We start from the raw sequence: 25,286 nt of genomic DNA, 5'->3' as shown, positions 1-25,286 counted from the left end.
AACCAAAGGCGCCGGATCGTCTTCGACCGATCCGGCTGGATACGCTCACCATCAACCGCTTAGAACGTGTAGTTGGCGGACAGGTAGGTCTGGGCGCTGCTGGTCAGGTCCAGCGAACCGACCTTGTCACCACCGTGCGGGCTCATCTCGGTGCTGGCGTTGCTGCGCAGGTAACGGTAACCCAGTTCAACCGAGGTGTTTTGCGAAATTTGTTGCAGCACGCCCCCTTGCAAGCCCACTGCGTAGCCAATGTCGCTGTCGCGGCTGAAGCCGGGAGAATCCTGGGTCAGCTTGGTCAGGCCCGCCGTGCCGCCACCGAACAGCTTGGTGCTGCTGGTGACCGGATAGAACACATCGTAGCTGCCCAGCAGGTTTTCCTGGCGCAGCTTGATGCCGTTGTGGGTGCCCGAGACGTTGTCGTAGGTGGCGTAGTAGCGGCCCTGGTCGTTTTGCTTGCCCAGTCGCAAGCCATACGTGGTGTCCTTGCCGATGACGCCGTCGGCGTTCGGGTTGTTCAGGGCAGTGTCCAAGGCGTTGGATTTCTTCACCTTGTCGCTGGTCTGGCCGAGGGTCAGGCTGGCGAAGTTGTCATCGGCGTGGGCCAGGGCGCTGGCGCCCAGCACGGTGAAAGCCAACAGCAGTTTTTTCATAGCAGTCATGATCGAGTTCCTTTGCAGCGTGGGTGAATTGTGAAGTCGCCGTCACCTTAACCAGCGCTCCCTGAACACCCCTTGAACGTTCTCTGAACCTGCGCTGAATGAATCGGCTAGAGTGTCCTGTCTCAATACTTTTTAAGGAGATCCATCATGCGCAGGCTGCTTGCGGTTGTACTTCTGGCTTTTAGCGGTGCGAGCCACGCCGCCATCCAGACCCAGGAGCTCCCCTACACCAGTGCCGACGGCACCAAGCTGATCGGCTATTACGCGTATGACGACACCGTCAAGGGCCCGCGCCCAGGTGTGGTGGTGGTGCATGAATGGTGGGGGTTGAACGACTACGCCAAGCGCCGTGCCCGTGACCTCGCCGGCCTGGGCTATAGCGCCCTGGCCATCGACATGTACGGCGACGGCAAGAACACCGAGCACCCCAACGACGCCATGGCCTTCATGCAGGCGGCGCTCAAGGACGGCGCGGCGGCCAGTGCCCGCTTCCAGGCCGGTCTCGACCTGCTGAAGAAACAACCCCAGACCGATCCGGACAAACTCGCTGCCATCGGCTACTGCTTCGGCGGCAAGGTGGTACTCGATGCGGCGCGCCAGGGTGTGCCGCTGGCCGGCGTGGTGAGTTTCCACGGTGCGCTGGTGACCAACACCCCGGCAACACCTGGCAGCGTCAAGGCCAAGGTGCTGGTCGAGCATGGCGCCCTGGACAGCATGGTCACCCAGGACAACGTCACCGCGTTCAAGAGCGAGATGGACAAGGCCGGCGCCGACTATAAATTCGTCAGCCTCGAAGGCGCCAAGCACGGCTTCAGCAACCCCGATGCCGACCGCTTGAGCCACGGCGAACATGGCGGGCCGGACATTGGCTACAACAAGGAAGCCGATGAGAAGTCGTGGGCGGATATGCAGAAGTTTTTCAAGAAAGTTTTTGACTGACGCATAACCCTGTGGTGAGGGGATTTATCCCCGTTGGGGCGCGAAGCGGCCCTGAATTGGGGCTGCTTCGCAGCCCAGCGGGGATAAATCCCCTCGCCACAACAGTGTTCGCAACGCCAGACCAGCGGGAGCAAGCTCCCTCGCCACCAAAGCCCTCTCCCTTCTATCCATGAAGCGCGTCCCACTACCCAGCCTCCCGTCAACCCGGCAAAATGCCGGGCATGAAGACACTCCCCACCCTGCCCGCCTGTTGCTCGCCCCTGGATGAACACTGGCTTTTGCCCGGTGCGCTGCCCGATACGGTGCTGCTGAGCACCCGCTTCGACCCGTTGCTGCTGGTAGGCTCCGACTTCCCCAACAGCGCCATCGAACCACCGGCGAGCATCCAGCGATCGGTGGCCAAGCGTCAGGCTGAGTTCCTGGCCGGACGGATCTGCGCCCGAGCAGCCCTTCGCCAGCTGGACGGCCAGACCTGCGTGCCGGCCATTGGCGAGGACCGCGCGCCCGTGTGGCCGGCCCATGTCAGCGGCTCGATCACCCACAGCACCGGTCGGGCCGCGGCCATTGTCGCCAAGCGGGATCACTGGCAAGGCTTGGGCATGGACCTGGAAAACCTGCTCAACCCCGAACGCGCCGAGCGCCTGGCCGGTGAAATCCTCACCCCGCCGGAGCTGCAACGCATGACCAAGGTCGCCCGCGATGACCGGCCCTTGCTGGTCACCCTGACCTTTTCAGTGAAGGAAAGCCTGTTCAAGGCGCTGTACCCGATCGTTGGGCAACGCTTTTATTTCGAGCATGCCGAAGTGCTGGAATGGACACACGACGGACAGGTGCGACTGCGGTTGCTGACGGACCTGTCGGCCGAGTGGCGTCATGGCAGCGAACTGCAGGCGCAGTTTGGGGTGAAGGATGGGCAGTTGTTGAGCCTGGTGGGGATCAGCGCCTGAGGTTTTTGGTGTCTGGGCGGGCCTCATCGCGAGCAAGCTCGCTCCCACATGGGCATGCGTTCAACCTGTGGGAGCGAGCTTGCTCGCGATGAGGCCAGTACAGGCAGCCCTTCTATCAAGACCTGTCCTGATGCCTCGGCCAACTCAAACTGAAGCACGCCCCGCCCAGGCTCTTGCTCTTGCCGATCAGCGCCCGACCGTCATGCCAGTGGATAATCCGCCGCACGATCGACAGCCCCAGCCCATGGCCGCCCGACGCCCGGGCGCGGCTGTCATCCAGACGCAGGAAGGGCTTGAAGATCCGCTCCCATGCCGCCTCCGGCACACCAGGCCCGTCGTCCTCCACATCCACCCGACAGCGCAACTGGCCCACCTGATAGCTGACGGTGACCCGGGAACTGGCGTGACGCATGGCGTTGCCCACCAGATTCTGCAGGGCCCGATGCAGAAAGCGTGGCTCGGCCTCGACCCAGGCGCCGTCGCAATCGGCGGCTGACAGGCATAGACCGCGTTCGACCGTGATCCCGGCCCGCAACGGCCCCAGTTCATCGATCACTTGATTGACCAGCGCATCCAGGTCCACCCGCTGGAAATTCAGGGCCGGTGAGCCCTGTTCCAGCCGCGCATAGGTGAGCATTTCGTCCACCAGCCGATCCAGGTCTTCGATGTCGTGGTCCATGCCCGCCAGGTATTTGTCCCGCGCCTGGGGCGTGGTGGCGCTGCCGAGCATTTCCAGGCCGAAGCGCAGGCGCGCCACCGGGGTACGCAATTCGTGGGACACCGCCCGCACCAGCTCGCGCTGGATGGCCAACAATTGCTGCAAGTGCTCGGCCATGCCGTTGAACGCAGCGGCTAGCCGTCCCACCGAGTCGGCACCTCGGGCCGATACCCGGGTTTCCAAACTGCCCTGGGCGATCTGGGTCGCGGCCGACTCCAGGCCGCGCAAGCGCCGCTCCAACTGGCGCACCAACAGGTAGACGATCAAGCCGATCAGGCTCAAGCCCAGCGCGGCGATCAGCACCAGCCATTGCGGCGGATAGGGATTCATCTGGTACAGCGGGCCGATCTCCAACACCCACGGCGTGCCGACCATGCCGGCGAAGACCCGGATGGAGTCGCCGCCCTTGCCCAACGCCATCACCGTATCGCCCTCGGATACACGACGGCGCTGGTCTTCATCCATGTCCGCCTGCTCGGCGGTCATGAGTCGCAAATCGAAACCAAAACCTTTTTCCTGCCCCAGTTGCGCCAGCCGCTTGGGTTGCTCGGCCACCGGGTAACGCACCAGCTCGTCGGCCAACAGATAGATGGTCGCGCGGGCCAGTTGTTCGCTGATCTGCTGGACTTCACCCACCAGCATCAACTGTTCGCCATCGCTGACCAGCCGGTAGACCTTCGCCGCATGGGGTCCGGTCTGCTCCACCAATGCCTGGCCACGCAGTACGCGGGTGCGCTGGCCGAGGTCGAGGTCGGTCTGGGCAAAGGTCTGCAACGCCAGGGGAATGCCCAGCAGGCGCTCCCATACCAGCAGCGCCCGCCGCCGTTCGGTGTCGTTCATCGGCCGCAGGTTGTCGGCCATCAACGAAAACGTGCCGTGGGCCAGGCGCTCGCGGTATTGCTCGCTGCGGGTCTGGTTGAGCAGGTGCAGGGCCAGTACGCCGAGGACCGCCACCAGCACCAGTGCGGCACACATGCCGCCGTAAATGCGCAGGAAGATCGAGTTCACGGCGCGGCGTCTACACAAGCTTCGGGAACGAACAGGTAGCCTTTGCTGCGAATGGTCTTGATCAGTCGTGGATGGTCCGGGTCGTCGCCGATCTTGGGGCGGATACGCGAAATGCGCACGTCGATGGAACGGTCCTGGCCGTCATAACCGATGCCGCGCAAAGCGGTGAAGATTTCTTCCCGGGACAGGATGCGCCCGGCATTGGACACCAGCAGCCACAGCAGGTCGAATTCGGCGCTGGTCAGCTCGATACCGTTGCCCTGCAACCAGGCTTCGCGCAGGGCGTCGTCGACCACCAGCGGGCCGAATTGCAGGCGTCGCTGCTTCTGCGCGACGCTCGGCTCCGGTTCGCTGCGCCGCAGCAGGGCCTGGATACGCGCCAAGAGCAAACGCGGGCGAACCGGCTTGCAGACATAATCATCGGCGCCCAAGTCCAGGCCCTGGATCTGATCGGTGTCGTCGGTGCGGGCGGTGAGCATCAGAATCGGCCCGTCATAATGCCCGCGCACCTTGCGACAGATGCTCAGGCCGTCTTCGCCGGGCAGCATCAGGTCGAGGATCACCAGGTCCGGCTGCTCGGCAATGATCCGCGCCGCCGCCACCGCGCCGTCGCCTTCGATGGCGACACGCAACCCGTTGCTTTCGAGGTACTCCCGGGTCAGCTCGGCCAGACGCTGGTCATCCTCGACGATCAATACCTGCCAGGCTTCTTGTTCCACGGGGGCCTCGTCTTGCTGTGAATATAAAAGGAAGGATGGCCACAATCCTGTGGCGAGGGGATTTATCCCCGCTGGGCTGCGTAGCAGCCCCCAAAAATGCTCACTGTTGTAGTCAGACAGAATGCAGGGGCCGCTTCGCGCGCCAACGGGGATAAATCCCCTCGCCACAAGTAGCCGCTCACCCCGGGCATTCGAATACAGCCTCCTCTTTTTGTCATATCAAAGGAGGATAAACATGCCAGCACACCGGTCGATTGTATAAACGTCGCCCCCCTAGAAAACAAGCGGACAAATGCGTTCGGTCGAAGCAGGTTTTATGTGGTAACGTCCGCGCCCGCAAAAAACCATCGGGCAGTTTTCAGACCGTCGAAACCGATGAAAAAAGGTCCACTCCAGCTAGGTCGCGGCCTACAGAGCAGTTCCACGTTTCGCACACAAATTACGCACAGGCTTATCCACAGGTAGTACGTTGCATACCCCCCAAAAACGCATTATCTTGTAGCCCGCCGCGCAAAAAACCCTACATGTAGGGTTTCAGGCCAAAAACCAAACACAAGTCGGGCAGAGAATTCAAGCGCTTTTCTTGCTTCTGTCCAGCTGAAACACCGTATTTCCCCAAGCCCAGACCGCCCCTGCGGATGGCAACTGTTTCCAGGTCGAAAACGACCGAAACGGTACGGGTGTTGCAGTCAATTGCTGCCACCCCGGCAACCCGGTTTCGAGCCCCGCTCGCAACCTGAGAACTTCGGATGGAAGCGGCATTAAACGCCTGCTTCCTACTGTCCCGAAGTTGTTATGCCCGGCGCCAGTCGGTTGTAGTGCTTCAGGACGGAACGGTGGGCACCGTGATGGTGCCCAAACAAACATAGAGAACGTGGAGACACCCATGCACACCGACACAACTCGCGAGAACCCGCAGGGCACCGCGCCGCTGGCCGCCGATTCGAACCCGGATCTGTCCGCCACCGCGCCGGGCCAACTGCGTGTGATCAAGCGTAACGGCACTGTCGTTCCTTACACCGATGACAAGATCACCGTCGCCATCACCAAAGCGTTCCTCGCAGTTGAAGGCGGCACCGCTGCCGCTTCGTCGCGAATCCACGACACCGTGGCCCGCCTGACCGAACAGGTCACCGCGACCTTCAAGCGTCGCATGCCCTCGGGCGGCACCATCCACATCGAAGAAATCCAGGACCAGGTCGAACTGGCCCTGATGCGTGCCGGCGAGCAGAAAGTGGCGCGCGACTACGTGATCTACCGTGACTCCCGCGCCAAGGAACGTGCGACCCGCTCCCCGGCCGACGCACCGGTCCAGGCCCACCCTTCGATCCGCATCGCCCGCGCCGACGGCAGCCTGGCGCCGCTGGACATGGGCCGCCTGAACACCATCGTCACCGAGGCCTGCGAAGGCCTGGAAGAAGTCGATGGCGACTTGATCCAGCGCGAAACCCTGAAGAACCTCTATGACGGCGTTGCACTCAAGGACGTCAACACGGCCCTGGTGATGACCGCGCGGACCCTGGTGGAGCGCGAGCCGAACTACTCCTTCGTGACCGCCCGCCTGCTGATGGACACCCTGCGTGCCGAAGGCCTGAGCTTCCTGGAAGTCGCCGAGAGCGCGACCCACCACGAAATGGTCGACCTGTACGCCAAGGCGCTGCCAGCCTATGTGGCCAAGGGTATCGAGTTCGAATTGCTGAACCCGGTCCTGGCCGAATTCGATCTGGAAAAACTTGGCAAGGCGATCAACCACGAGCGCGACCAGCAGTTCACCTACCTGGGCCTGCAAACCCTGTATGACCGTTACTTCATCCACAAGGATGGCGTGCGTTTCGAACTGCCGCAGATCTTCTTCATGCGCGTGGCCATGGGCCTGGCGATCGAAGAGAAGCAGCGCGAAGACCGTGCGATCGAGTTCTACAACCTGTTGTCGTCCTTCGACTACATGGCCTCGACCCCGACCCTGTTCAACGCCGGTACCCTGCGTCCACAGCTGTCGAGCTGCTACCTGACCACCGTTCCGGATGACCTGTCGGGCATCTACGGCGCGATCCACGACAACGCCATGCTGTCGAAATTCGCCGGTGGCCTGGGCAACGACTGGACCCCGGTTCGCGCATTGGGCTCGTACATCAAGGGCACCAACGGCAAATCCCAGGGCGTGGTGCCGTTCCTCAAAGTGGTCAACGACACCGCGGTCGCGGTCAACCAGGGCGGCAAGCGCAAGGGCGCGGTCTGTGCCTACCTGGAAACCTGGCACATGGACATCGAAGAGTTCATCGAGCTGCGCAAGAACACCGGTGATGACCGTCGTCGTACCCACGACATGAACACCGCCAACTGGATCCCCGACCTGTTCATGAAGCGTGTCTTCGATGACGGCAAGTGGACCCTGTTCTCGCCGTCCGAAGTACCGGACCTGCACGACCTGACCGGCAAGGCTTTCGAAGAGCGCTACGAGTACTACGAAGCCCTGACCGAGTACAACAAGATCAAGCTGTTCAAAGTCGTCCAGGCCAAAGACCTGTGGCGCAAGATGCTGTCGATGCTGTTCGAAACCGGCCACCCATGGCTGACCTTCAAGGACCCGTGCAACCTGCGCAGCCCGCAGCAGCACGTGGGCGTGGTCCACAGCTCGAACCTGTGCACCGAGATCACCCTGAACACCAACAAGGATGAGATCGCGGTCTGCAACCTGGGCTCGATCAACCTGCCGAACCACATCGTCGACGGCAAGCTGGACACCGCCAAGCTGCAACGCACCGTGAACACTGCCGTGCGCATGCTCGACAACGTGATCGACATCAACTACTACTCGGTGCCACAGGCGAAGAACTCCAACTTCAAGCACCGTCCGGTCGGCCTGGGCATCATGGGCTTCCAGGACGCGCTGTACCTGCAGCACATCCCGTACGGTTCCGATGCCGCGGTCGAATTCGCCGACAAGTCCATGGAAGCGGTCAGCTACTACGCGATCCAGGCTTCCTGCGACCTGGCCGACGAGCGTGGCGCCTACGAGACGTTCCAGGGTTCGCTGTGGTCCCAGGGCATTCTGCCGCTGGACTCGCAACAGATCCTGATCGCCCAGCGCGGCCAGAAGTACATCGATGTCGACCTGAACGAATCCCTGGACTGGGCACCGGTTCGCGCCCGTGTGCAGAAAGGCATCCGTAACTCCAACATCATGGCCATCGCACCGACCGCCACCATCGCCAACATTACCGGCGTGTCGCAGTCGATCGAACCGACCTACCAGAACCTGTATGTGAAATCGAACCTCTCGGGCGAGTTCACCGTGATCAACCCGTACCTGGTTCGCGACCTCAAGGCCCGCGGCCTCTGGGACTCGGTCATGATCAACGACCTGAAGTACTACGACGGTTCGGTGCAGCAGATCGAACGCATCCCGCAAGAGCTCAAAGCGCTCTACGCCACCGCGTTCGAAGTGGACACCAAGTGGATCGTCGACGCCGCCAGCCGTCGCCAGAAGTGGATCGACCAGGCTCAATCGCTGAACCTGTACATCGCCGGCGCTTCGGGCAAGAAGCTGGACGTGACCTACCGCATGGCTTGGTACCGTGGCCTGAAAACCACTTACTACCTCCGTGCCCTGGCCGCGACCAGCACCGAGAAGTCAACCATCAACACCGGCAAGCTGAACGCTGTTTCCAGCGGCGGCAACCACGGTGACGATTCGGTCCTGGCTGCTCCAGCAGGCCCTGCGCCAGTGCCAAAGGCCTGCGCGATCGACGAGCCGGATTGCGAAGCTTGCCAATAAGCTGAGCCAGTGGGCATTGCGAAACGCCCACTGAAACAAGAAACCCCCGATAGACCCTTGGTTTATTGGGGGTTTTCTTTTGCCCTGGAAACGACGTTGCCTGGGCTGCCCTCATCCATATTCAGGGTGACATTCATTGTGGCGAGGGGATTTATCCCCGCTGGGGCGCGGAGCGGCCCTGAATGCCAGCGACCCGGTGAGTCAGGCAGGTCGTATTGACTGCTTGTGGAGGGGGCTGCTGCGCAGCCCAGCGGGGATAAATCCCCTCGCCACAAAGGGAAACCTGGCATGAGGACGGGCTCTAGCGGGTATGAAAAAGCCCCTCTTGCGAGGGGCTCCGTGTGCAGCGTCAAGCAACCATCGACATCAAGCCATCTGAATGATGGTCTGCATAATGGTGCTCTGGGTGGAGATGGTCTTGGCGTTCGCCTGATAGTTGCTCTGGGCCTTGATCAGCTCGACCAGTTCGTTGGTCAGGTTGACGTTGGACTCTTCCAGGGAGTTGGAGACGATCGAACCCAAAGTGCCGGTTTCCGGAGCATCGTAGCCCGGGATGCCCGACGCGAAGGTTTCTTTCCAGCTGGTGCCGCCTACCGGCTGCAGGCCTTGCTCGTTGGTGAAGCTGGCGAGTGCGAGCTGGCCGATCGGCTTGGTCTGGTTGTTGCTGAAGTTGGCCAGCAATACGCCGCTGCCGTCGATGGTCAGGTTGGTGATCTGGCCGGTGGCGTAGCCGTTCTGGGCTGGAATCGAGCGGGCGGTGTCGGCGTTGAATTGGGTGGTGTTGGCCATGGAGATCGTAATAGTCGACGAGCCCGCGCCATTAGCAGTCCATGTACCATTAGTCACAGTGCCTGGGACCCAGCCAACCAGGTTCAGATCATTGCTGATGGTTGGCGCAGGTGTCGGAACAGTCGGCGGAACGGTCGGCGGAACCGGAGTGCTGACCTGGGTTAGTCTGCCGTTCGAGTCGAACGTCATTGTGGAAGGAACCGGAGCGTTCGGAGCAACCGGCGCGCTGCCATTGAGGTTACGACCATCGATCAAGGTATAGACGTCCCAGGTATTACCGGCAGTCTTGACCATGTACTGGTCCATGGAGTGCTGGTTGCCCTGGGTATCATAGACCGGGGTAGTGAATTGCTTGGTGAATGTGGCCGTGTCGGTCGGGTTGAACGCAACGGTGATCGGCGTCGCCGTGGAGTTCAGGTTGATCGTCGAAGAAACCAGGCTAGTGGCTTGCGGCGGCAGGTTCGAGGTATCGATGCGCAGGTCGGTCAGGATCCCGTTCTGGATCTTGCCGTTGGCATCCACGCCATAGCCTTGCAGGCGCGAAGTGCCGTCACTGTTGGTGATGTAGCCTTCCTTGTCGGTCTTGAAGGTACCGGCACGGGTGTAGCTCAGGGAGCCGTCGTTGCTCAGGACAAAGAAGCCCTGGCCCTGGATACCCATGTCCAGCACGTTGCCGGTGTTGTTGACGTCACCCTGGCCGAACTGCTGGGAAACGTTGGCCAGGCGCACGCCGTTGCCGACAGTCTTGCTACCCGAGCCCAGCTTGGTGGCCGAGTAGACGTCTTCGAATTCCGCGCGGGACGATTTGAAACCGGTGGTCGCCACGTTGGCGATGTTGTTGCCGGTCACGTCCAGCTGTTTGTTGGCTGCATAGAGACCGCTAAGGCCGATGTTGAAAGACATGTTGACTCCTTTTGCCGGTTAGTCGGCTCTACATACCAATAGTTTGTACTTTGGACAGGGCAATGCTGCCCAGCCCGGCCAGGTTGAGCATCAGCTCACCGCCCGTCTGGCTGATCGTCACGCTGCTGACCGTGGCCGGCAGGTTGGTGATCAACGACGTGGCCTTGCCGTCGATGGTGGTCGAGGCCGCGAAGGTGTAAGTGCCCGATTCAACGACCGTGCCCGCATCGTTCTTGCCATCCCAGATGAACGCGGAATTGCCGGCGTTCTGGCTGCCCAAGTCGATGGTGCGAACGGTCTTGCCGTCCTTGTCCACGATCTTGACCGCGACGGAGGACACCGAGGTTGGCACCACCACCGTGCCGTTGAGACTCTTGGAGGTATCGACCACAGCCTTGTCGCCTGGAGCAATGACCGAGCGACCAACCAGTGACGAGGCCTGCAGGGCCTGGGACGAGTTGTAGTTGCCGGCGATGCCGCTGACGGTCTCGTTGAGGGTGGTGATGCCTTCCAGGCTGCTGAACTGCGCCAATTGGGCTACGAATTCACCGTTGTCCTGGGGCTCCAGCGGGTTCTGGTTCTTCAGCTGGGTAACGAGCAGTTGCAGGAACGCATCCTTGCCCAGTTCCTTCTTGCCGGTCGCCGCACCTGTCATTGCCCCGAGGGTATCGGAGGTGTTGTTGGTCTTGACCGAGGAATTGGCCAGAATCTCGTTCAGGCTCAAACCGCTGGTAGTGTTGGTAACGCTCATGTGACTCGCCCCTTATCACTGACCGAGGGTCAGGACCTTCTGCATCATGGTTTTGGCGGTGTTCATCATTTCGGCGTTGGTCTGGAACGAACGACTGGCGGAAATCATGTCGGCCATTTCTTCGACAACATTGACGTTCGGGTAGTAGACATAACCCTTGGCATCAGCGGCCGGATGGTTCGGCTCATAACGGGCTTCGAGGTTGCTCTGGTCTTCGACTACGCCAAGCACCTGTACGCCCTGCCCGGCCGCGTCCTGCTCCTGGAACAGCGAGTCGCTGCCGCCGGACTGGCCGCCCTGGAACATGGTGGCGAATACCGGGTGGCGGGCGCGGTAGGTCTGGTCGATGCTCGACGAAACGGTCTCGGCGTTGGCGATGTTACTGGCGACGGTGTTCAGGCGAGTGGTCTGGGCACTCATGGCACTGCCGGCAATGTTGAATACGCTCGCGATCGACATGGCTTACTCTCCACGCAGGGCCGATACCAGCCCTTTGAATTTGCTGTTGAGCAGGGTGAAGCTGGCCTGGAAGTTCACGGAGTTTTCCGCGTAGTTGGACTGTTCCAGTTGAGCGTCCACGGTGTTCTGGTCGATCGAAGGCTGCATCGGCGTGCGATACATCAGCGATTCGTCGCCATTGCCCAGGCCTTCGGCTTCGATATGACGGCTGTTGGTCATGTTCAAGGCAAAGTGGCCGTTCTTGGCCTTCTCGTTCTGCTCGGCGAGCACTTTGGAGAAGTCCAGGTCCCGAGCCTTGTAGTTCGGGGTGTCGGCGTTGGCGATGTTGTTGGCCAGGACTTCGGCACGCTGGGCGCGGAAGCTCAGGGCCTGTTCGTGGATACCGAGCGCTTTATCGAAGCTGATGCTCATGTCGGAAACCTTTGGGTGACCAGAATGTACGTACGCTGGCTATAGCAAGCGGCGTGCCACTTTCCAAAGCCCCATAAACCGGGGCTTTGCGGGCATCGGCAAGGCGGCAATGCCAGAAAAGCGGCAACTGGCTTCCGCAAGCTGCCGCTTTTCTGCCGCTTTCATCCAGGCAACAGAGGTTAAAAATGTGGGAGCGAGCTTGCTCGCTCCCACAGGGATAAGGGTGATAGGGAGCGAATTAGCGGGCATAAAAAAACGGGAGCCCATGGGGACTCCCGTTTTTTTTGACAACCCAAGCCAATCACTTCGCCTGGTAAATGATCCCCGGGCTGCACTGGACCATCTGGTAATGATCCGGCAAACCGTTCAACGCCTCGGAGGCGCCGAGGAACAGGTAGCCACCCGGCTTGAGCGTGCCGTGGATGCGCAGCAGGATGTCTTTCTTCACTTCGGCGGAGAAGTAGATCAGTACGTTGCGGCAGAACACGATGTCGAACTTGCCCAGGCTGGCATAGCTGTCCAGCAGGTTGAACGAGCGGAACTCCACCCGGCTCTTGATCGGCGCCTTGACCACCCACTTGCCCGGCCCTTTCGGGTCGAAGTAGCGTTGCAGGCGGTCCGGCGACAAACCACGGCCGATGGCCAGGCTGTCGTACTCGCCAGTCTTGCAGTTATTGAGCATGGTCCCGGACAGGTCGGTGGCGACGATCTGCACGCCGCCTTTCAACTGGCCGAGGTTGGAGCGTTCGAACTCATCGATGGACATCGACAGCGAATAGGGTTCCTGCCCCGACGAACAGGCCGCCGACCAGATCCGCAGGCGCTGGCCCGGGCTGGCCTTGATGGCGGCCGGCAGCACTTTGTTCTTCAGCACTTCGAACGGATAGGTGTCGCGAAACCACAGGGTTTCGTTGGTAGTCATCGCGTCCACCACCATCTCGCGCAAACCACTGCGCGGTTGGGTCTGGATACGCTGCACAAGCTCGCCCAATGACTTGAGGCCCTGTTGCTCCATCAATTTATTGAGACGGCTCGACACCAGGTATTGCTTGTTTTCACCAAGCAAGATGCCACAGGCTTTTTCCAGGAAGACCCGGAACTGTTCGAAATCCAAATTACCCGTAGACAAGATACCGCCTCTTTCATTGTGTTGACTTGCCGGGCGCACAACGCGCCCGACCTTTACTTTATTCTGCTGCCTTGATCCGCTCGACGACCCGGGACGCCAGGTCATCGGGACGGAATTTCGCCAGGAAATCGTCGGCACCGACCTTCTTGACCATCGCCTGGTTGAAAACACCGGACAACGAAGTATGCAAGATGATGTGCAGCTTTTGCATGCGCGGGTCGTTGCGAATTTCCGACGTCAGGGTGTACCCGTCCATCTCCGGCATTTCAATGTCGGAGATCATCATCAGGAATTCTTCCTCAGGCTTCTTGCCCTCGTCGACCAGCTTGCGCAGGTAATCCAGCGCCTGTCGCCCGTCGTTCAACGCCACCACCTCGACGCCAACCGTTTGCAGGCAACGGGTCACCTGCTTGCGGGCCACCGAAGAGTCATCGACGGTCAACACCCGCAACGAAATCGCCTTGTGCTGGGTTTCGGCATCCACCACTCCCACGGAGATCGCTTCCGGCGTGGGCGCTACTTCGGCGAGGATTTTTTCCACGTCGATGATTTCCACCAACTGGTTATCGACCCGGGTCACTGCCGTGAGGTAGTGATCGCGGCCGGTACCCTTGGGCGGCGGATGGATCTCTTCCCAGTTCATGTTGACGATGCGCTCCACCGAGCGGACCAGGAACCCCTGGGTCTTGGTGTTGTACTCGGTGATGATCACAAACGGATTGCTCTGGTCCAGCAGCCGACCGGAACCGGTCGCCATCGCCAGGTCGAGAATCGGGATGGTCGCTCCCCGAATATTGGCCACACCGCACACGACGGGGCTGGACTTGGGCATCAGGGTCAGCTTGGGGCATTGCAGCACCTCGCGGACCTTGAATACGTTGATCCCATACATTTGTTGGCCGTCGAGACGGAACAACAACAGCTCCAGGCGATTCTGACCGACCAGCTGAGTGCGCTGGTTCACCGAATCCATTACTCCCGCCATGCCCTGACTCCTACCTAACGCTAATGTGTCCGACGCGCATTCATCACTAAACGGCACGGGGCTTGCTATTGAACCGGCATGAACGCACAAACGACATTTTCTCGACGCCTGACCACTCACTGCCGCCACTGGCTCGGTGCACTGCTGGCTGTCTGCCTGTTCACTTCGGGCGGTCCTGCCCTTGCTGCTGTTCCGGTTACCTTGCCTGATCTCCTTATCGGCGTCACTCAGGGCTTTCTTGAATTCACCGTAGAAGACTATCTGGCTACCAGTCAAACCGAAGGTCGCTACGAAATCGAAGTCAACCAACTCGACCCGCGCCTGCGCATGCCAATGTGCGACAAGGAATTGACTGCTTCGCTGGAAAGTCCCGCTCGCCCTCTGGGCCGCGTCACGGTGAAGGTTCGTTGCGACAGCGCCGCGCCCTGGACGGTGTTCGTGCCCGCTCAAGTGCGCCTGTTTCGGGAAATTGTCACCACCACGCGTCCGCTCAAGCGGGCCGGGATCGTCGAGCCCCAGGACGTGATGCTGCGTGAACGGGACATCAGCCAGATCACCCAGGGCTTCCTGACCTCCGTCGATCAGGCCATCGGGCAGAAACTTGTCCGACCAATGGTCGCCGATCAGGTCGTGACGCTGGTGCACCTGGAGCAGGCCGAAGTGGTCCGCAAGGGCGACCAGGTGGTCATCACCGCCCGCAGCGGCTCCCTGGCCGTGCGGATGCCCGGCGAAGCCCTGTCCAACGGCGGCATGCGTGAACAGATACGGGTAAAAAACCTCAATTCCCAGCGCGTCATCAAGGCGCAAGTGATGGCTCCAGGCCAAGTGGAAGTGGCGATGTAATGACCCGGTAGAGGAGGTAGAAAGCTGGCGCTTGATCCCGGTGTTCCCTAGACTGTGCCTTACGCAAAGGCAAGCGCAGACGTGCGCACGTTCATTGAATAAATGAGCCTAAAGTTTTTTTGGGAATGGCCGAAAACATGGCAAGCGTCCAAATACCCAGAGGTTTTTTACCATGGTCATCGATTTCAATCGTTTAAACAGCTCTTCACCGCTGACAGGCACTACGCGTACCAGCGCTACCAAGGAAACCGCCGAAGCCGGCAAATCCGCGCCGCTGTCTACACCAGCCGACCAGGTCAGCAATGGGGAGTCGGTACACCTCAGCAATGAGGCTCAGCAGTTGCAGAAGGTCACTGACAAGCTGCGCGATCAACCTGTCGTCGACAACGCCCGCGTGGCCGAGTTGAAAGCAGCAATCGCCGATGGCAGCTACAAAGTCGACAGCAACCGCGTAGCCAGCAAACTGCTCAACTTCGAAGCCCAGCGCTAGGCCGCCGCCTGCGCCAGGCTTTTGGACGCTAAGACCCAAGGCCAGCCATGCACGACACTCATTTATTGCAATTGATCATCGACGACTTCGTTCCAGCGCAACAGCTACTGGAATTGTTGCAGGCCGAATCCGTGGCACTGCACGGTCGTGACATGCCTCTGCTGGAGAATATCCTGGCGCAGAAACAGGCATTGATCATCTTGCTTGACCAGCATGGCCGCAAACGCAGCGAGATCCTCGCCAGCCTCAACCTGCCTGCCAGCCATGACGGCCTCGAGCAACTGGCCAGCCAGTCGACGATCGGCGATCAGCTGCGCTCCCAGAGCAAAGTACTCAACGACCTGCTCGCCCAATGCCAGGCAACCAACGCCCGCAACGGCCAGTCGATCCTGATGCAGCAGGCCGCCACCGCCAACCAGTTGCGCATTCTCAACGGTGGCGAGATCCCGACGCTGTATGACGCTAGCGGTTCAACGGCCAGAATGGTCAAGCACCGCCCGCTCAGCCAGGCATGAAACGAACAATGCCTTCGCTCTATCAACGCGCGATACATGCTGGCAAAATGCCGGCCATTCGTAGTCGTATTTTGCCTGGAGATTGACTCACCGTGTTCAATGCATCAAACGCGGATGATGCTCCGCAGCCCCCCAAGGTCCTCACCACGCCCCTGGAAATCTCCGGCAACCTGCGGATGCTGCAAGAGAGCCACGACCCACTGATCATCACCTTCCACGAACGTAGCCAGCGCTTCCAGAGCTATCTGGTCAACGTCGATCGCGAGACCAACTCCATCGCCCTGGATGAAATGATCCCCCGGGACGGCGAGCGTTTCCTGCTGGCTGGCGAGCCGTTTCGTGTCGAGGGTTTTCATGACGGCGTGCGTATCGCCTGGGATGGCAAGGGTCCACTGACCATCGATGAATCCAGCGACGGTCGCTGCTATCGCGGCGCCCTGCCCGACGAAGTGGTCTACCACCAACGTCGCAACGCCTTCCGCGCCGCCCTGAAACTGGCACAACTGGTAAGCGTTGAACTGGGCGGCGACAAGCTCAAGTCCCCCGTAGATGGCAAGTTGCTGGACATCTCCGCCACCGGTTGCAAATTGCGCTTTGACGGCGACATCACGGAGCGTCTGCAATTGGGCCAGGTGTATGAGCGTTTCATCGCGGCCCTGCCTTTTGGCAACATGACCGCGCCAGTCGAGCTGCGTTACCTGCATTTCGAAGAAAGGATCAACACCACGTTCGCCGGTGTACGCTTCCATAACATCAGTGGCTTGGTGCAACGGCAGGTCGAGCGGTTCGTCTACCAGCTCCAACGAGAAGCCCGGCGCTTCGATAAAGACGACCTCTGATTTTTCGAGGCATGAAAAACGGGCAGTCCCTTACGGCGACTGCCCGTTTTTTTATGCCTGCTTCAAGGCCTGGCCTGGGTAAAACTCGGTGTCTCGGGCGCCTCGGTTTCAGTTTCAGCCTCGGCCGCAGCCTCAGTGGCCGGCTCGGGCTCCACGTCCGGATTGGCCGGCGCCTGCATCTGCTCCTGCACCACCTGCTCATCCACCCGCGGATCAAGACACGCCACCAAAGGCGAACTCGACATGCTGTCCGGCATCGCCACGTGATGCAGCGGTGCGTCATCGACCTGATGCAGGTTGGTCACCGCTTTCGGTCGGATCCGCCACACCAGTACCAAGGCGAAGAAAGCGAAAAAGCCGTAGAGCATCTGGCTGCCGAACATTTTCATCAACACGCCGGCCACCAGCGGCCCGATGCTGGCTCCCACGCCGTAGGTCACCAGCAGCATCGCGGTCAGGGACACCCTTCGATCAGCTTCGACGTGGTCGTTGGAGAACGCTACCGCCAGCGGATACAGGCAGAACTGCACCAGCGAACAGAAGAACCCCGCGACGAACAGCACCTCCAGCGGCACCGTCGGAAGAATCGCCAATGGCAGCGCACAGATCGTCAGGACCAGCGCAAAGCAGCGGATCAGCAGCGCCCGGTCATATCGATCGGACAGCCAGCCCAGGGGCCACTGCACCAGCAGTCCGGCGAAGATGCAGCTACCCATGAACAGACCGACCTGCTCGGTCGACAGACCCTGCTGAGAGGCATACAGCGGCGCCAGACCATAGAACGAGCCGACGATCAATCCGGAGCCCAGCACCGTACTCAATGACTGTGGCACACGCTTGATGAAGAAGCGCGGCTCCATGGGCGCCGGATGCAGCGCCGCCGGGTGAATCCGCCGGGTCAGTGTCACCGGCACCAGGCACAAGGCGAAGCACAGCGCCACCAGCATCAACAGCTCAGGCCCCAGGGCCGGGTGCATGACCAGGATCAACTGCCCCAGCACCAACCCCAGGTACGAGGCGATCATATAGCCACTGAACACCACCCCACGCTGCTTGGCATCGGCTTGCTCGTTGAGCCAGCTCTCGATGACCATGTACTGGCACATCATCCCGAGGCCGACAATCATCCGCAGCACGACCCAGGCCGGCAGCCAGTCCACCAAGCCATGACCCAGCACGGCCGCCCCGACAATCCCGGCGCAGGCCGAATAGGCGCGGATGTGCCCGACGCGGGCGATCAGCCGATGGCCGATCTTGCCCCCCAGCACCAGGCCGAAATAGTTGGCGGCCATCAGCGCACCGACCCAGAGACTGTCCACATGGTCGGCGGCCAGGCGCAAGGCCAGGTAAGTACTCAAGAGGCCCGAGCCGATCAACATCATCAGCGAAGCGAAATAAAGCGCTCGAAAAGGTTTCCAGATTTGGCGCATCGGCGTTCCGAGCGGCTCCTTGAGGTGAGTAAGGGCTACCTGTTGAAGATAGCCCGAATGCGACGGTTCGTTATGCCTGGGCCGCGAGGACACGTCGCTCCCAAGGCGTGATTTCATCGAAGAAGCTGGTCAGCTCCAGGGTCTTGGAGGCGATGTAGCCTTCGATGAACTCCGTACCAAACAGTTCCTTCGCCAGATGACTACGCTTCAGACGCTCCAAGGCGGCATGCAAGGTACATGGCAGCGACAGATTATCCGGCACTTCGAATTCACCCTGGATCGCCGCGCTCGGCTCCAGCCGATGTTCAATCCCATACAGCCCGGCGGCCAGGCTGGCGGCAATCGCCAGGTAGGGGTTGGCATCGGCTCCCGGCAAGCGGTTCTCGACCCGCCGGGCCACCGGCGAGCTGGCAGGAATCCGCAACCCGGCCGAACGGTTGTCATGGGACCAGCAGGCATTGTTCGGCGAGGCGAACGGGTGGCACAGGCGCTGGTAGGAATTCACGTTCGGCGCGAACAATGCGGTGAAATCCGCCAGGCACGCCTGTTGCCCACCGATGAAATGTCGGAAAGTCGCCGTCGGCTCGCCCGCTTCGTCGCTGAAGACGTTGCGGCCGCTGTCCGCCTCGACGACGCTCTGGTGGATGTGCATCGAACTGCCCGGTGTGTGGGCCAGAGGCTTGGCCATGCAGACCACGGTCAGGCCGTGCTTGAGGGCCACTTCCTTGAGCAGGTGCTTGAACAGGAACGTCTGGTCGGCCAGCAACAGCGGATCGCCGTGCAGCAGATTGATCTCGAACTGGCTTACGCCCATTTCATGCATGAAGGTGTCACGAGGCAGGCCCAGCGCCGCCATGCAGGCATAGACTTCACTGAAGAACGGGCGCAGGCCATTGTTGGAGCTGACGCTGAACGCCGAATGGCCGTCTTCGCGACGCCCATCCAGGCCCATCGGCGGCTGGAACGGCTGGGTCGGGTCCGGATTGGGGGCGAACACGAAAAATTCCAGTTCGGTGGCCACCACCGGCGCCAGGCCAAGGGCTGCATAGCGAGCGACAACGGCCTTGAGCTGGCCGCGCGTCGAGAGCCGGGAGCTTTCACCGGTCAACTCGTCGGCATCGCAGATCGCCAGGGCACGGGGCTGCTGGCTCCAAGGCAGGCGATGAATCTGTTTCGGATCGGCCACCAGCGCCAGGTCGCCGTCGTCGCTGCCGTAGAAACGCGACGGCGGATAACCGCCCATGATGCATTGCAGCAGCACGCCCCGCGCCAACTGCAACCGCCGGCCTTCGAGGAAACCCTCAGCGGTCATTACCTTGCCCCGCGGCACGCCATTCAAATCCGGCGTGACACATTCAATCTCATCAATGCCCGTCAGTCGCTGCGCGAGTGAACGCTGGCCATCGGTCGTCATGACGCAATCCTTGTTATGTGCGAGCCGCGAACGGCAACCCGTACAAAATAGGCTTCGGCTGTTCGGGATATCAAGCACCCACAGACAATAAACATCGAGCGCGGGGATGTGAGATTCAGTGTGGGGATTTGTGGGGGCTGCGTATTTATGAGCGCACGTTCAAGGCAAGTAAAGCCGGAACACCCCACCACCCAACACACCGCCATTGGCAATCTCGGTACGCCCGCTCACGCCGCCGCGCTGGTGCAGCCTGGCGATCCGCGCGGCGAAGTACAGACCCAGCCCGGTGCTGCCGCTGCTGTGGTTGATGCCCTGCACGTACTCGGCCTGACGCTCGATCATCTCAGGCGGGTAACCTTCGCCGTCGTCATTGAGGGTCAGCACCAACTGCCCGGCCTCGTCGCTCACACTGATCAGCAGCGCCTGGCGCGCATGACGAATGGCATTATTGATGCAATTGTCGAGCACCGAAGCAATCAGTTCACGGTCGAAAAAACCCAAGGGGCTGAGCGGATCGACTTCATAGGTGACCATGATCCCACGACTGCGGAACACATCCTGATGGCCGGCCAGTTGCGCCTCGATGAAATCGTCCAGCTCGTGGTAGGCCGGGTGCAGCGGCAACTGGTTGACACCGAGCTTGTACAGCCCCAACAGTTGCACCAGCAAACCATTGAGATGGGCGAATTCGAACTCGATGACGCCTTGCTCCGTGGTCTGGCGCTCGGCGTCGGGCAAGCGCTCGAGCCATTGCGCATGCGTCTGCATGAGCAAGGTCAGGGAGTTCTTCATGTCGTGCACGGTCGATGCGATCACCGTGGAAAAATCGAGGACCTGTTCGCTGTCATTCATCGCCAAATGCCTTGCTTCGCAGTTTTTGATAACGCGCAAAACGCGCATCGGTGTCGGGCATCATGCCCACCAGTTTCAGGCAGGCGCGACACTCCTGCAGCAGTTCCGACTCCACGCTGGTGTCGGTGCCATGCAGCAGCGATTGCGCCATGTTCAGGGCAATACTGATGTTCTTCGGTTGCATCTTCAGGGCGCGGCGGAACAGCTCCCGCGCCTCCGGCAACGCGCCGGTCTTGTAGACCCGCACGCCTTCGCGGTTCAGCTCGGCGGCGGCATTGCCTTGATTGAGGATGTTCGGGTCGTCGGTCAGCTTGGCGATGCCTTGCATCACCGTCGGGTCATCACCGTAGATTTCCGCGCAGTTCTTGAGCATCGACTCGCCGGCGCTGGCCTGGCCAAGCATTTGTAACTGCTTGGCCACCAGCAACGCGGCCTCGGCGCTCATGAATTGCTCCATGCCATCGAGGCGCTGCAAAGCCTGTTCGGTGAGCTTCTCGGCGGTTTCGGCATCGTTGAGCAACAGGCTGGTGGCCTTCATCAGCCGCGCCCGGACCTGCAACCCCGGGTCGTTGAGGTTCTCCTTCGCCACGGCGCTGAGGGTGGTGTTGATCTCCAGCCGGGTCCGGGTATCGAGGCCTTTTTCGCTGCCCTTGCTGATCAGCGCGTGGGCCAGGCCGAGGTTGCTTTCCGGATCCTTGAAGCGTGACTGCGCGCCCTGCCCGACCGCCTGGCGATAAGCCCGGGAAGCCGTGTCGTAGTCTTCGTTGGTCATCGCCAACTTGCCCAGCAACGACTGGCGGCGCACCGCCAGCGGCGACAGGCGCACCGCCTCTTCCAGCACATGCTGCGCCTGCTTGGTGTCACCTTCGGCCATCAACACTTCGGCCATGCCGTCGTACAACGCCGGCATCATTGGAAAGACTTTCAGGGCCTTTTCATAAACGGCCTTGGCCTGCCCCACCTGGCCACGCTTGAACATCAACTTGCCCAGCCCCGCGTAGGCCCACGGCAACGGGCGATCCGCGAGGATGGAGTTGTACAGTCGCTCCAGGGCCTCGTTCTGATTCAGGTCGCGCAACGCATCGGCCCGATAACGCAGGCACAACGGCCCGTAGCGCGGGTCCTGCTTGCACAGGGCGATGCAGGCATTGAGCACGTCCATCGGCTTGCCACGATCGAGGGCTTGCAGGATCGGCTTGAGCAGGGTCTTGCGCTGCTCGAGCCGCTCCAGCCGCTGGGCCAGGCCGGAGCGATTGAACGGTTTGGTCAGGTACGCATCGGGCTCATGCTCCAGGGCACTGAGCACCATCGCCTGGCTGGTCTCGGCGGTCACCATGAGAAACACACTTTCATGGCTGATCAGCTTTTCGACCATCAGGTCTTCAAGCACTTGCTGGCCATTCTTGCGCCCATCGCCCAGGTGATAGTCCTGCAAGATGAAGTCATAGCGCTTTTGCGAGCACATGCGCAGCGCCACTTCACCGGTGTCGGCGGTGTCCACGTCCTTGACGCCCAGCTCACGCAGCATGGACCGGATCGAACTGCGGAAATCCGAGAAATCATCGACGATCAGAAAACTTTTTTGGTGGTACGCCAGCATCGAGGATGTCCAGGCAAGTAAAAAAATAACCCAATGGCATAACAACGAAACGCCGTGTCACAAGCCCGAGGCGCGCAGATGATAGCCACCAGCCAGCAACGTTCAAGGGATTTCAGCAATCGCTTGGCCTGGCTGTGTCGTGACGCACATTGCGAGCCTAAACGCAGGGGACAACCGGGCTCATCGGGTTATCGGCAGCAGATGGCGTTCCGTTAAGGGGAAGCAGTAGGGAAAACCGAGTGCAGAAAATCAGACCGTGGCGAGGGAGCTTGCTCCCGCTGGGCCGCGCAGCGGACCCGTTTTTTGACGGCTGCTGCGCAACCGAGCGGGAGCAAGCTCCCTCGTCACAAAGAATGCATCAAGAAGTGAGGATCAGAAAAAAAACGAGACCCGGGCAAAAATTCGCTAAATCTTTGATTAATATGGTGTCCCAGGGCAGGTTCGAACTGCCAACCTTCCCCTTAGGAGGGGGATGCTCTATCCAATTGAGCTACTGAGACACGAGTCGACCACGAGAGATGCGGTGCGCAGGACGGCGTGCATGTTAACGACCTGCCCTGCGTTTGTCATGTCGCCCATGGCTTTTTAAGTGTAGGCAAATAGTACTCCCTGTAAGGCTGGCAGATTCTGGACGCCGAGCGCAGGCCGCCATTCATCTATCCTGGCTCGCTCACCCTAGTAAATCGGCCATTTGCCACTATCCTGTACAAGACAGGGATAGCACAGGTTTTTGTCCGTTTCCGTTATCCGCCAGACGGTATGGCACATAGACACAATTCGACGGTCACAAATGCGAACCTGTTGTTTTTTACCAACCAGTCCGCATTTTTTGATGAAGGATACTGGCAGAACGCCTTTACCCCGATCAGAATTTGTCACAGAATTGGCGCCAATGATCTGGCAATTTTGAGGCATGATGCGGGCCTCTTAACAATTCAGGTTGAACATTTGGCAATGGAGCTTGTCCTATCGACATCCTGCGGCCAATCCCGAGAACCGCTCCCCTGAACTAACCGGTTAAATATATGCGCCCATTGAAACAGGCAATTTATTCCAGCCGTACGGCTGACAAGTTCGTCGTACGTCTGCCAGACGGAATGCGGGAACGCATTGCCGAAGTGGCTCGCAATCATCACCGCAGCATGAACTCTGAAATCATCGCGCGTCTTGAGCAAAGCCTTATTCAGGAAGGCGCGTTGGGTGAAGAGTTGAGCATGCGCCTGGACAGTCCAGAGCTGTCATTGCATGAGCGCGAACTGCTTCAACGCTTCCGACAACTCTCCCATCGCCAGCAGAACGCCCTCGTTTCGCTGATTGCCCATGACGCAGAAATGGCCGCAGACGCGACCTGATAGCCCAAAAATACTCAAGCCAGCCTCGTGCTGGCTTTTTTTTTGCCTGGCGTTTGGCCTCAGCCTGCTTTTCAAGCACTCATAGAGCCATCGAACCAACACCACTGCTGATCCATGGCCGTAATGCTAAATTGATCCTCTAAAAAGTACGGGCATGGAGGCCTGCATGACAGGTCACGCATTCAAGATCCAAAGAATTCCAGGGCTGGGCGTGGAACTCGTCGAGGCCGATTCAGATCGAACGTTCGCCCGGCACATGCACGAACATTTTGGCATTGGCTTGCTTGTGCGCGGGGCGCAACGTTCAGCCAGCGGCCGAGGCCAGGTAGAAGCGACGGCTGGCGACCTTATATCGGTCAATCCGGCCGAAGTGCATGACGGCGCGCCCATCGGAAACGGAACGCGTCGTTGGCAGATGCTGTACTTCGACCCGCCGCTGATTGCGCAGGCATTCAAGGATATGAAGAGCGATGGGGGCATCTGTGCCCAGGAATTCGCTTATCCGGTGCTGCAAAGCCCCCGTGCGGCAGAATTGTTCCGCACTTTGTACCAAGCCCTCGCTCAAGCCGAGGAATTTGGCGCTCACCTGAAGATCGAAGAAACGCTCGTGCTTTTGCTCGAACATTTGCTGGATAGCTCCATGCCGATATCGTGTTTGCCGAAGGTCGCGGCAAACCGTGCAAAAGCCTTGATCGACGACGAACCGCAGTCGTCCATGTCGCTTGCCCTGCTCGCCAGGGAGGCCGATTTAAGCCGCTTTCAATTGGTACGCGCCTTCAGCCGCCAGACCGGTTTGACACCCCACGCCTATCTGCTGCAACGACGCATCCACCGAGCACGACAACTGATCGCTGCAGGCATGCCGCTGGCCGAGGCGTCCCTGGCCAGCGGTTTCGCCGATCAGAGCCATATGACTCGATGCTTCGTGCGCAGCTTTGGATTCTCACCGGGCATGTACGCCCGACAAGGACACCCATAGCAACCTGCAATTTCGTTCAAGACGCCCCTCCTCACAGCAGGCAGGCTGGAGACTTCACAACTGCCAAGGTCGGCGTCGCATGAACCTCGAATTTTTTATCACTTCCCTGATCGTGGCGGCCTCGCCTGGCACTGGCGTGGTCTATACGGTGGCAGCCGGCCTGGCCCGGGGTTGGCGCGCAAGCGTGGTAGCGGCATTGAGTTGTACCCTGGGGATCGTGCCGCACATGCTGGCAGCCATCACAGGCCTCGCTGCACTGCTGCACACAAGCCCACTGGCCTTCGAGATCATCAAGTACCTTGGCGTCGCTTACCTGCTGTGGATGGCATGGAGCACGCTCCAGAGCCATGGGGCATTGCATATTGATCCGCACAAGACCCCACGTTCGAACGGCGCGGTGATTTTTTCGGGCATCTTGGTCAATCTGCTGAATCCAAAACTGTCGATTTTTTTCCTGGCCTTTCTACCGCAATTTCTCGTGCCAGGCGAAACGGATGCCATGTGGCGCATGTTGCAACTGAGCCTCATCTTCATGGCGATCACCTTTGTCGTCTTCGTCACCTATGGCGTGCTCTGCGCATCGATGCGCCGCCATGTTCTGGAGCGTCCATCCGTGTTGCAGTGGATACGCCGGCTATTCTCGGCAGCCTTTGTGCTACTGGCTGCACGACTGGCGTTAGTCTTTGGTTCTTGACGCCCCGTAAACCAAAAGAAACGCAAAAAAAACGGCGCCCCCCATTTCTGAAAGAAGCGCCGTTTCTATGTGGACAGTATTAC

The 25,286-nt window shown here is 60.2% G+C and carries 23 protein-coding genes and 1 tRNA gene; 10 read left to right on the top strand and 14 right to left on the bottom strand.

Annotation, left to right across the window (positions count from 1 at the left end):
• Nucleotides 1-59: 59 nt before the first annotated feature.
• Nucleotides 60-659, bottom strand: a complete 600-nt coding sequence (locus BT116_RS19560; protein ID WP_072346462.1) for a hypothetical protein — start codon at nt 657-659, stop codon at nt 60-62.
• A gap of 147 nt (nt 660-806) precedes the next feature.
• On the opposite strand from BT116_RS19560, the gene BT116_RS19555 reads away from it, so the two are divergent.
• Both BT116_RS19555 and BT116_RS19550 read left to right on the top strand, forming a co-directional pair.
• The gene (locus BT116_RS19555; protein ID WP_072346460.1) at nt 807-1,598 is read left to right on the top strand and encodes a dienelactone hydrolase family protein; all 792 of its coding nucleotides are present in this window, start codon (nt 807-809) and stop codon (nt 1,596-1,598) included.
• A 221-nt stretch (nt 1,599-1,819) separates the two neighbouring features.
• Nucleotides 1,820-2,545 carry a 4'-phosphopantetheinyl transferase family protein gene (locus tag BT116_RS19550; protein WP_072346458.1) on the top strand — a complete coding sequence of 242 codons (726 nt, stop codon included), beginning with the start codon at nt 1,820-1,822 and terminating at the stop codon, nt 2,543-2,545.
• A gap of 115 nt (nt 2,546-2,660) precedes the next feature.
• Here the strand turns inward: BT116_RS19550 and BT116_RS19545 are convergent, their stop codons facing one another.
• Both BT116_RS19545 and BT116_RS19540 read right to left on the bottom strand, forming a co-directional pair.
• Entirely contained in the window at nt 2,661-4,271 is a 1,611-nt protein-coding gene (locus tag BT116_RS19545; RefSeq protein ID WP_072346456.1) for an ATP-binding protein, read from the bottom strand.
• Entirely contained in the window at nt 4,268-4,990 is a 723-nt protein-coding gene (locus BT116_RS19540) for a response regulator (RefSeq protein ID WP_072346454.1), read from the bottom strand. The genes BT116_RS19545 and BT116_RS19540 overlap by 4 nt, the downstream gene beginning before the upstream one ends.
• Before the next feature lie 886 nt (nt 4,991-5,876).
• Here BT116_RS19540 and BT116_RS19535 point away from each other — a divergent pair.
• Nucleotides 5,877-8,768 (top strand): ribonucleoside-diphosphate reductase subunit alpha, encoded by a 2,892-nt coding sequence (locus BT116_RS19535; protein WP_063324733.1) that lies wholly within the window; start codon nt 5,877-5,879, stop codon nt 8,766-8,768.
• Between the two features lie 366 nt (nt 8,769-9,134).
• Here the strand turns inward: BT116_RS19535 and flgE are convergent, their stop codons facing one another.
• The 6 genes from flgE to BT116_RS19500 all read right to left on the bottom strand — a co-directional run bounded on the left by flgE (nt 9,135) and on the right by BT116_RS19500 (nt 14,195).
• Nucleotides 9,135-10,460, bottom strand: a complete 1,326-nt coding sequence (gene flgE / locus BT116_RS19530) for a flagellar hook protein FlgE (RefSeq protein ID WP_072346452.1) — start codon at nt 10,458-10,460, stop codon at nt 9,135-9,137.
• A gap of 28 nt (nt 10,461-10,488) precedes the next feature.
• Complete coding sequence (gene flgD / locus BT116_RS19525) at nt 10,489-11,211, bottom strand: flagellar hook assembly protein FlgD (protein WP_072346450.1); 723 nt, start codon at nt 11,209-11,211, stop codon at nt 10,489-10,491.
• Nucleotides 11,212-11,226: 15 nt separating this feature from the next.
• On the bottom strand, nt 11,227-11,670 hold the full coding sequence (flgC, locus tag BT116_RS19520; RefSeq protein ID WP_003204730.1) for a flagellar basal body rod protein FlgC: 444 nt from the start codon (nt 11,668-11,670) through the stop codon (nt 11,227-11,229).
• Between the two features lie 3 nt (nt 11,671-11,673).
• The gene (gene flgB / locus BT116_RS19515; RefSeq protein WP_072346448.1) at nt 11,674-12,081 is read right to left on the bottom strand and encodes a flagellar basal body rod protein FlgB; all 408 of its coding nucleotides are present in this window, start codon (nt 12,079-12,081) and stop codon (nt 11,674-11,676) included.
• 301 nt (nt 12,082-12,382) lie between these two features.
• Nucleotides 12,383-13,210, bottom strand: a complete 828-nt coding sequence (gene cheR, locus BT116_RS19505; protein ID WP_063324730.1) for a protein-glutamate O-methyltransferase CheR — start codon at nt 13,208-13,210, stop codon at nt 12,383-12,385.
• A 58-nt stretch (nt 13,211-13,268) separates the two neighbouring features.
• The gene (locus tag BT116_RS19500) at nt 13,269-14,195 is read right to left on the bottom strand and encodes a chemotaxis protein CheV (RefSeq protein WP_072346438.1); all 927 of its coding nucleotides are present in this window, start codon (nt 14,193-14,195) and stop codon (nt 13,269-13,271) included.
• A gap of 78 nt (nt 14,196-14,273) precedes the next feature.
• Between BT116_RS19500 and flgA the strand changes: the two genes are divergently transcribed.
• The 4 genes from flgA (at nt 14,274) to BT116_RS19480 (ending at nt 16,882) form a co-directional block, all read left to right on the top strand.
• Nucleotides 14,274-15,038, top strand: a complete 765-nt coding sequence (gene flgA / locus BT116_RS19495) for a flagellar basal body P-ring formation chaperone FlgA (protein ID WP_063324729.1) — start codon at nt 14,274-14,276, stop codon at nt 15,036-15,038.
• Between the two features lie 172 nt (nt 15,039-15,210).
• Nucleotides 15,211-15,528, top strand: a complete 318-nt coding sequence (gene flgM / locus BT116_RS19490; RefSeq protein WP_063324728.1) for a flagellar biosynthesis anti-sigma factor FlgM — start codon at nt 15,211-15,213, stop codon at nt 15,526-15,528.
• 47 nt (nt 15,529-15,575) lie between these two features.
• Entirely contained in the window at nt 15,576-16,043 is a 468-nt protein-coding gene (locus BT116_RS19485) for a flagella synthesis protein FlgN (protein WP_072346436.1), read from the top strand.
• 92 nt (nt 16,044-16,135) lie between these two features.
• Nucleotides 16,136-16,882, top strand: coding sequence for a flagellar brake protein (locus BT116_RS19480; RefSeq protein ID WP_003204744.1), 747 nt, complete (start codon nt 16,136-16,138; stop codon nt 16,880-16,882).
• 62 nt (nt 16,883-16,944) lie between these two features.
• Here BT116_RS19480 and BT116_RS19475 read toward each other — a convergent pair whose 3' ends face one another.
• From BT116_RS19475 to BT116_RS19455, 5 genes are all read right to left on the bottom strand, one after another.
• Nucleotides 16,945-18,312, bottom strand: a complete 1,368-nt coding sequence (locus tag BT116_RS19475; protein ID WP_063324725.1) for an MFS transporter — start codon at nt 18,310-18,312, stop codon at nt 16,945-16,947.
• A gap of 70 nt (nt 18,313-18,382) precedes the next feature.
• Nucleotides 18,383-19,624, bottom strand: a complete 1,242-nt coding sequence (locus tag BT116_RS19470) for a glutamine synthetase family protein (protein WP_162471107.1) — start codon at nt 19,622-19,624, stop codon at nt 18,383-18,385.
• Nucleotides 19,625-19,885: 261 nt separating this feature from the next.
• Nucleotides 19,886-20,578, bottom strand: a complete 693-nt coding sequence (locus BT116_RS19465) for a sensor histidine kinase (RefSeq protein WP_072346434.1) — start codon at nt 20,576-20,578, stop codon at nt 19,886-19,888.
• Nucleotides 20,571-22,178 (bottom strand): tetratricopeptide repeat-containing response regulator, encoded by a 1,608-nt coding sequence (locus BT116_RS19460; RefSeq protein WP_063324722.1) that lies wholly within the window; start codon nt 22,176-22,178, stop codon nt 20,571-20,573. The genes BT116_RS19465 and BT116_RS19460 overlap by 8 nt, the downstream gene beginning before the upstream one ends.
• 423 nt (nt 22,179-22,601) lie before the next feature.
• A tRNA-Arg gene (locus BT116_RS19455) sits at nt 22,602-22,678 on the bottom strand.
• Between the two features lie 525 nt (nt 22,679-23,203).
• On the opposite strand from BT116_RS19455, the gene BT116_RS19450 reads away from it, so the two are divergent.
• From BT116_RS19450 to BT116_RS19440, 3 genes are all read left to right on the top strand, one after another.
• Complete coding sequence (locus BT116_RS19450) at nt 23,204-23,530, top strand: Arc family DNA-binding protein (RefSeq protein WP_003204761.1); 327 nt, start codon at nt 23,204-23,206, stop codon at nt 23,528-23,530.
• A 166-nt stretch (nt 23,531-23,696) separates the two neighbouring features.
• Nucleotides 23,697-24,509: an AraC family transcriptional regulator gene (locus BT116_RS19445; protein WP_083569166.1), complete on the top strand. Its 813-nt coding sequence runs from the start codon at nt 23,697-23,699 to the stop codon at nt 24,507-24,509.
• A 79-nt stretch (nt 24,510-24,588) separates the two neighbouring features.
• Nucleotides 24,589-25,203: a LysE family translocator gene (locus BT116_RS19440; protein ID WP_072346430.1), complete on the top strand. Its 615-nt coding sequence runs from the start codon at nt 24,589-24,591 to the stop codon at nt 25,201-25,203.
• Nucleotides 25,204-25,286 lie beyond the last annotated feature (83 nt).

This window comes from Pseudomonas sp. NFACC16-2 (assembly GCF_900119205.1).
Classification (GTDB): domain Bacteria; phylum Pseudomonadota; class Gammaproteobacteria; order Pseudomonadales; family Pseudomonadaceae; genus Aquipseudomonas; species Aquipseudomonas fluorescens_Q.
This window is presented reverse-complemented; position numbering and strand designations above follow the sequence as displayed.

Bases quoted from the DNA above. Each gene is read 5' to 3' on its own strand.
- BT116_RS19560 (WP_072346462.1), bottom strand. From the start codon at position 659: ATGACTGCTATGAAAAAACTGCTGTTGGCTTTCACCGTGCTGGGCGCC.
- BT116_RS19555 (WP_072346460.1), top strand. From the start codon at position 807: ATGCGCAGGCTGCTTGCGGTTGTACTTCTGGCTTTTAGCGGTGCGAGC.
- BT116_RS19550 (WP_072346458.1), top strand. From the start codon at position 1,820: ATGAAGACACTCCCCACCCTGCCCGCCTGTTGCTCGCCCCTGGATGAA.
- BT116_RS19535 (WP_063324733.1), top strand. From the start codon at position 5,877: ATGCACACCGACACAACTCGCGAGAACCCGCAGGGCACCGCGCCGCTG.
- flgE (WP_072346452.1), bottom strand. From the start codon at position 10,460: ATGTCTTTCAACATCGGCCTTAGCGGTCTCTATGCAGCCAACAAACAG.
- flgD (WP_072346450.1), bottom strand. From the start codon at position 11,211: ATGAGCGTTACCAACACTACCAGCGGTTTGAGCCTGAACGAGATTCTG.
- flgC (WP_003204730.1), bottom strand. From the start codon at position 11,670: ATGTCGATCGCGAGCGTATTCAACATTGCCGGCAGTGCCATGAGTGCC.
- flgB (WP_072346448.1), bottom strand. From the start codon at position 12,081: ATGAGCATCAGCTTCGATAAAGCGCTCGGTATCCACGAACAGGCCCTG.
- BT116_RS19500 (WP_072346438.1), bottom strand. From the start codon at position 14,195: ATGGCGGGAGTAATGGATTCGGTGAACCAGCGCACTCAGCTGGTCGGT.
- flgA (WP_063324729.1), top strand. From the start codon at position 14,274: ATGAACGCACAAACGACATTTTCTCGACGCCTGACCACTCACTGCCGC.
- flgM (WP_063324728.1), top strand. From the start codon at position 15,211: ATGGTCATCGATTTCAATCGTTTAAACAGCTCTTCACCGCTGACAGGC.
- BT116_RS19485 (WP_072346436.1), top strand. From the start codon at position 15,576: ATGCACGACACTCATTTATTGCAATTGATCATCGACGACTTCGTTCCA.
- BT116_RS19475 (WP_063324725.1), bottom strand. From the start codon at position 18,312: ATGCGCCAAATCTGGAAACCTTTTCGAGCGCTTTATTTCGCTTCGCTG.
- BT116_RS19470 (WP_162471107.1), bottom strand. From the start codon at position 19,624: ATGACCGCTGAGGGTTTCCTCGAAGGCCGGCGGTTGCAGTTGGCGCGG.
- BT116_RS19465 (WP_072346434.1), bottom strand. From the start codon at position 20,578: ATGAATGACAGCGAACAGGTCCTCGATTTTTCCACGGTGATCGCATCG.
- BT116_RS19460 (WP_063324722.1), bottom strand. From the start codon at position 22,178: ATGCTGGCGTACCACCAAAAAAGTTTTCTGATCGTCGATGATTTCTCG.
- BT116_RS19450 (WP_003204761.1), top strand. From the start codon at position 23,204: ATGCGCCCATTGAAACAGGCAATTTATTCCAGCCGTACGGCTGACAAG.
- BT116_RS19445 (WP_083569166.1), top strand. From the start codon at position 23,697: ATGACAGGTCACGCATTCAAGATCCAAAGAATTCCAGGGCTGGGCGTG.
- BT116_RS19440 (WP_072346430.1), top strand. From the start codon at position 24,589: ATGAACCTCGAATTTTTTATCACTTCCCTGATCGTGGCGGCCTCGCCT.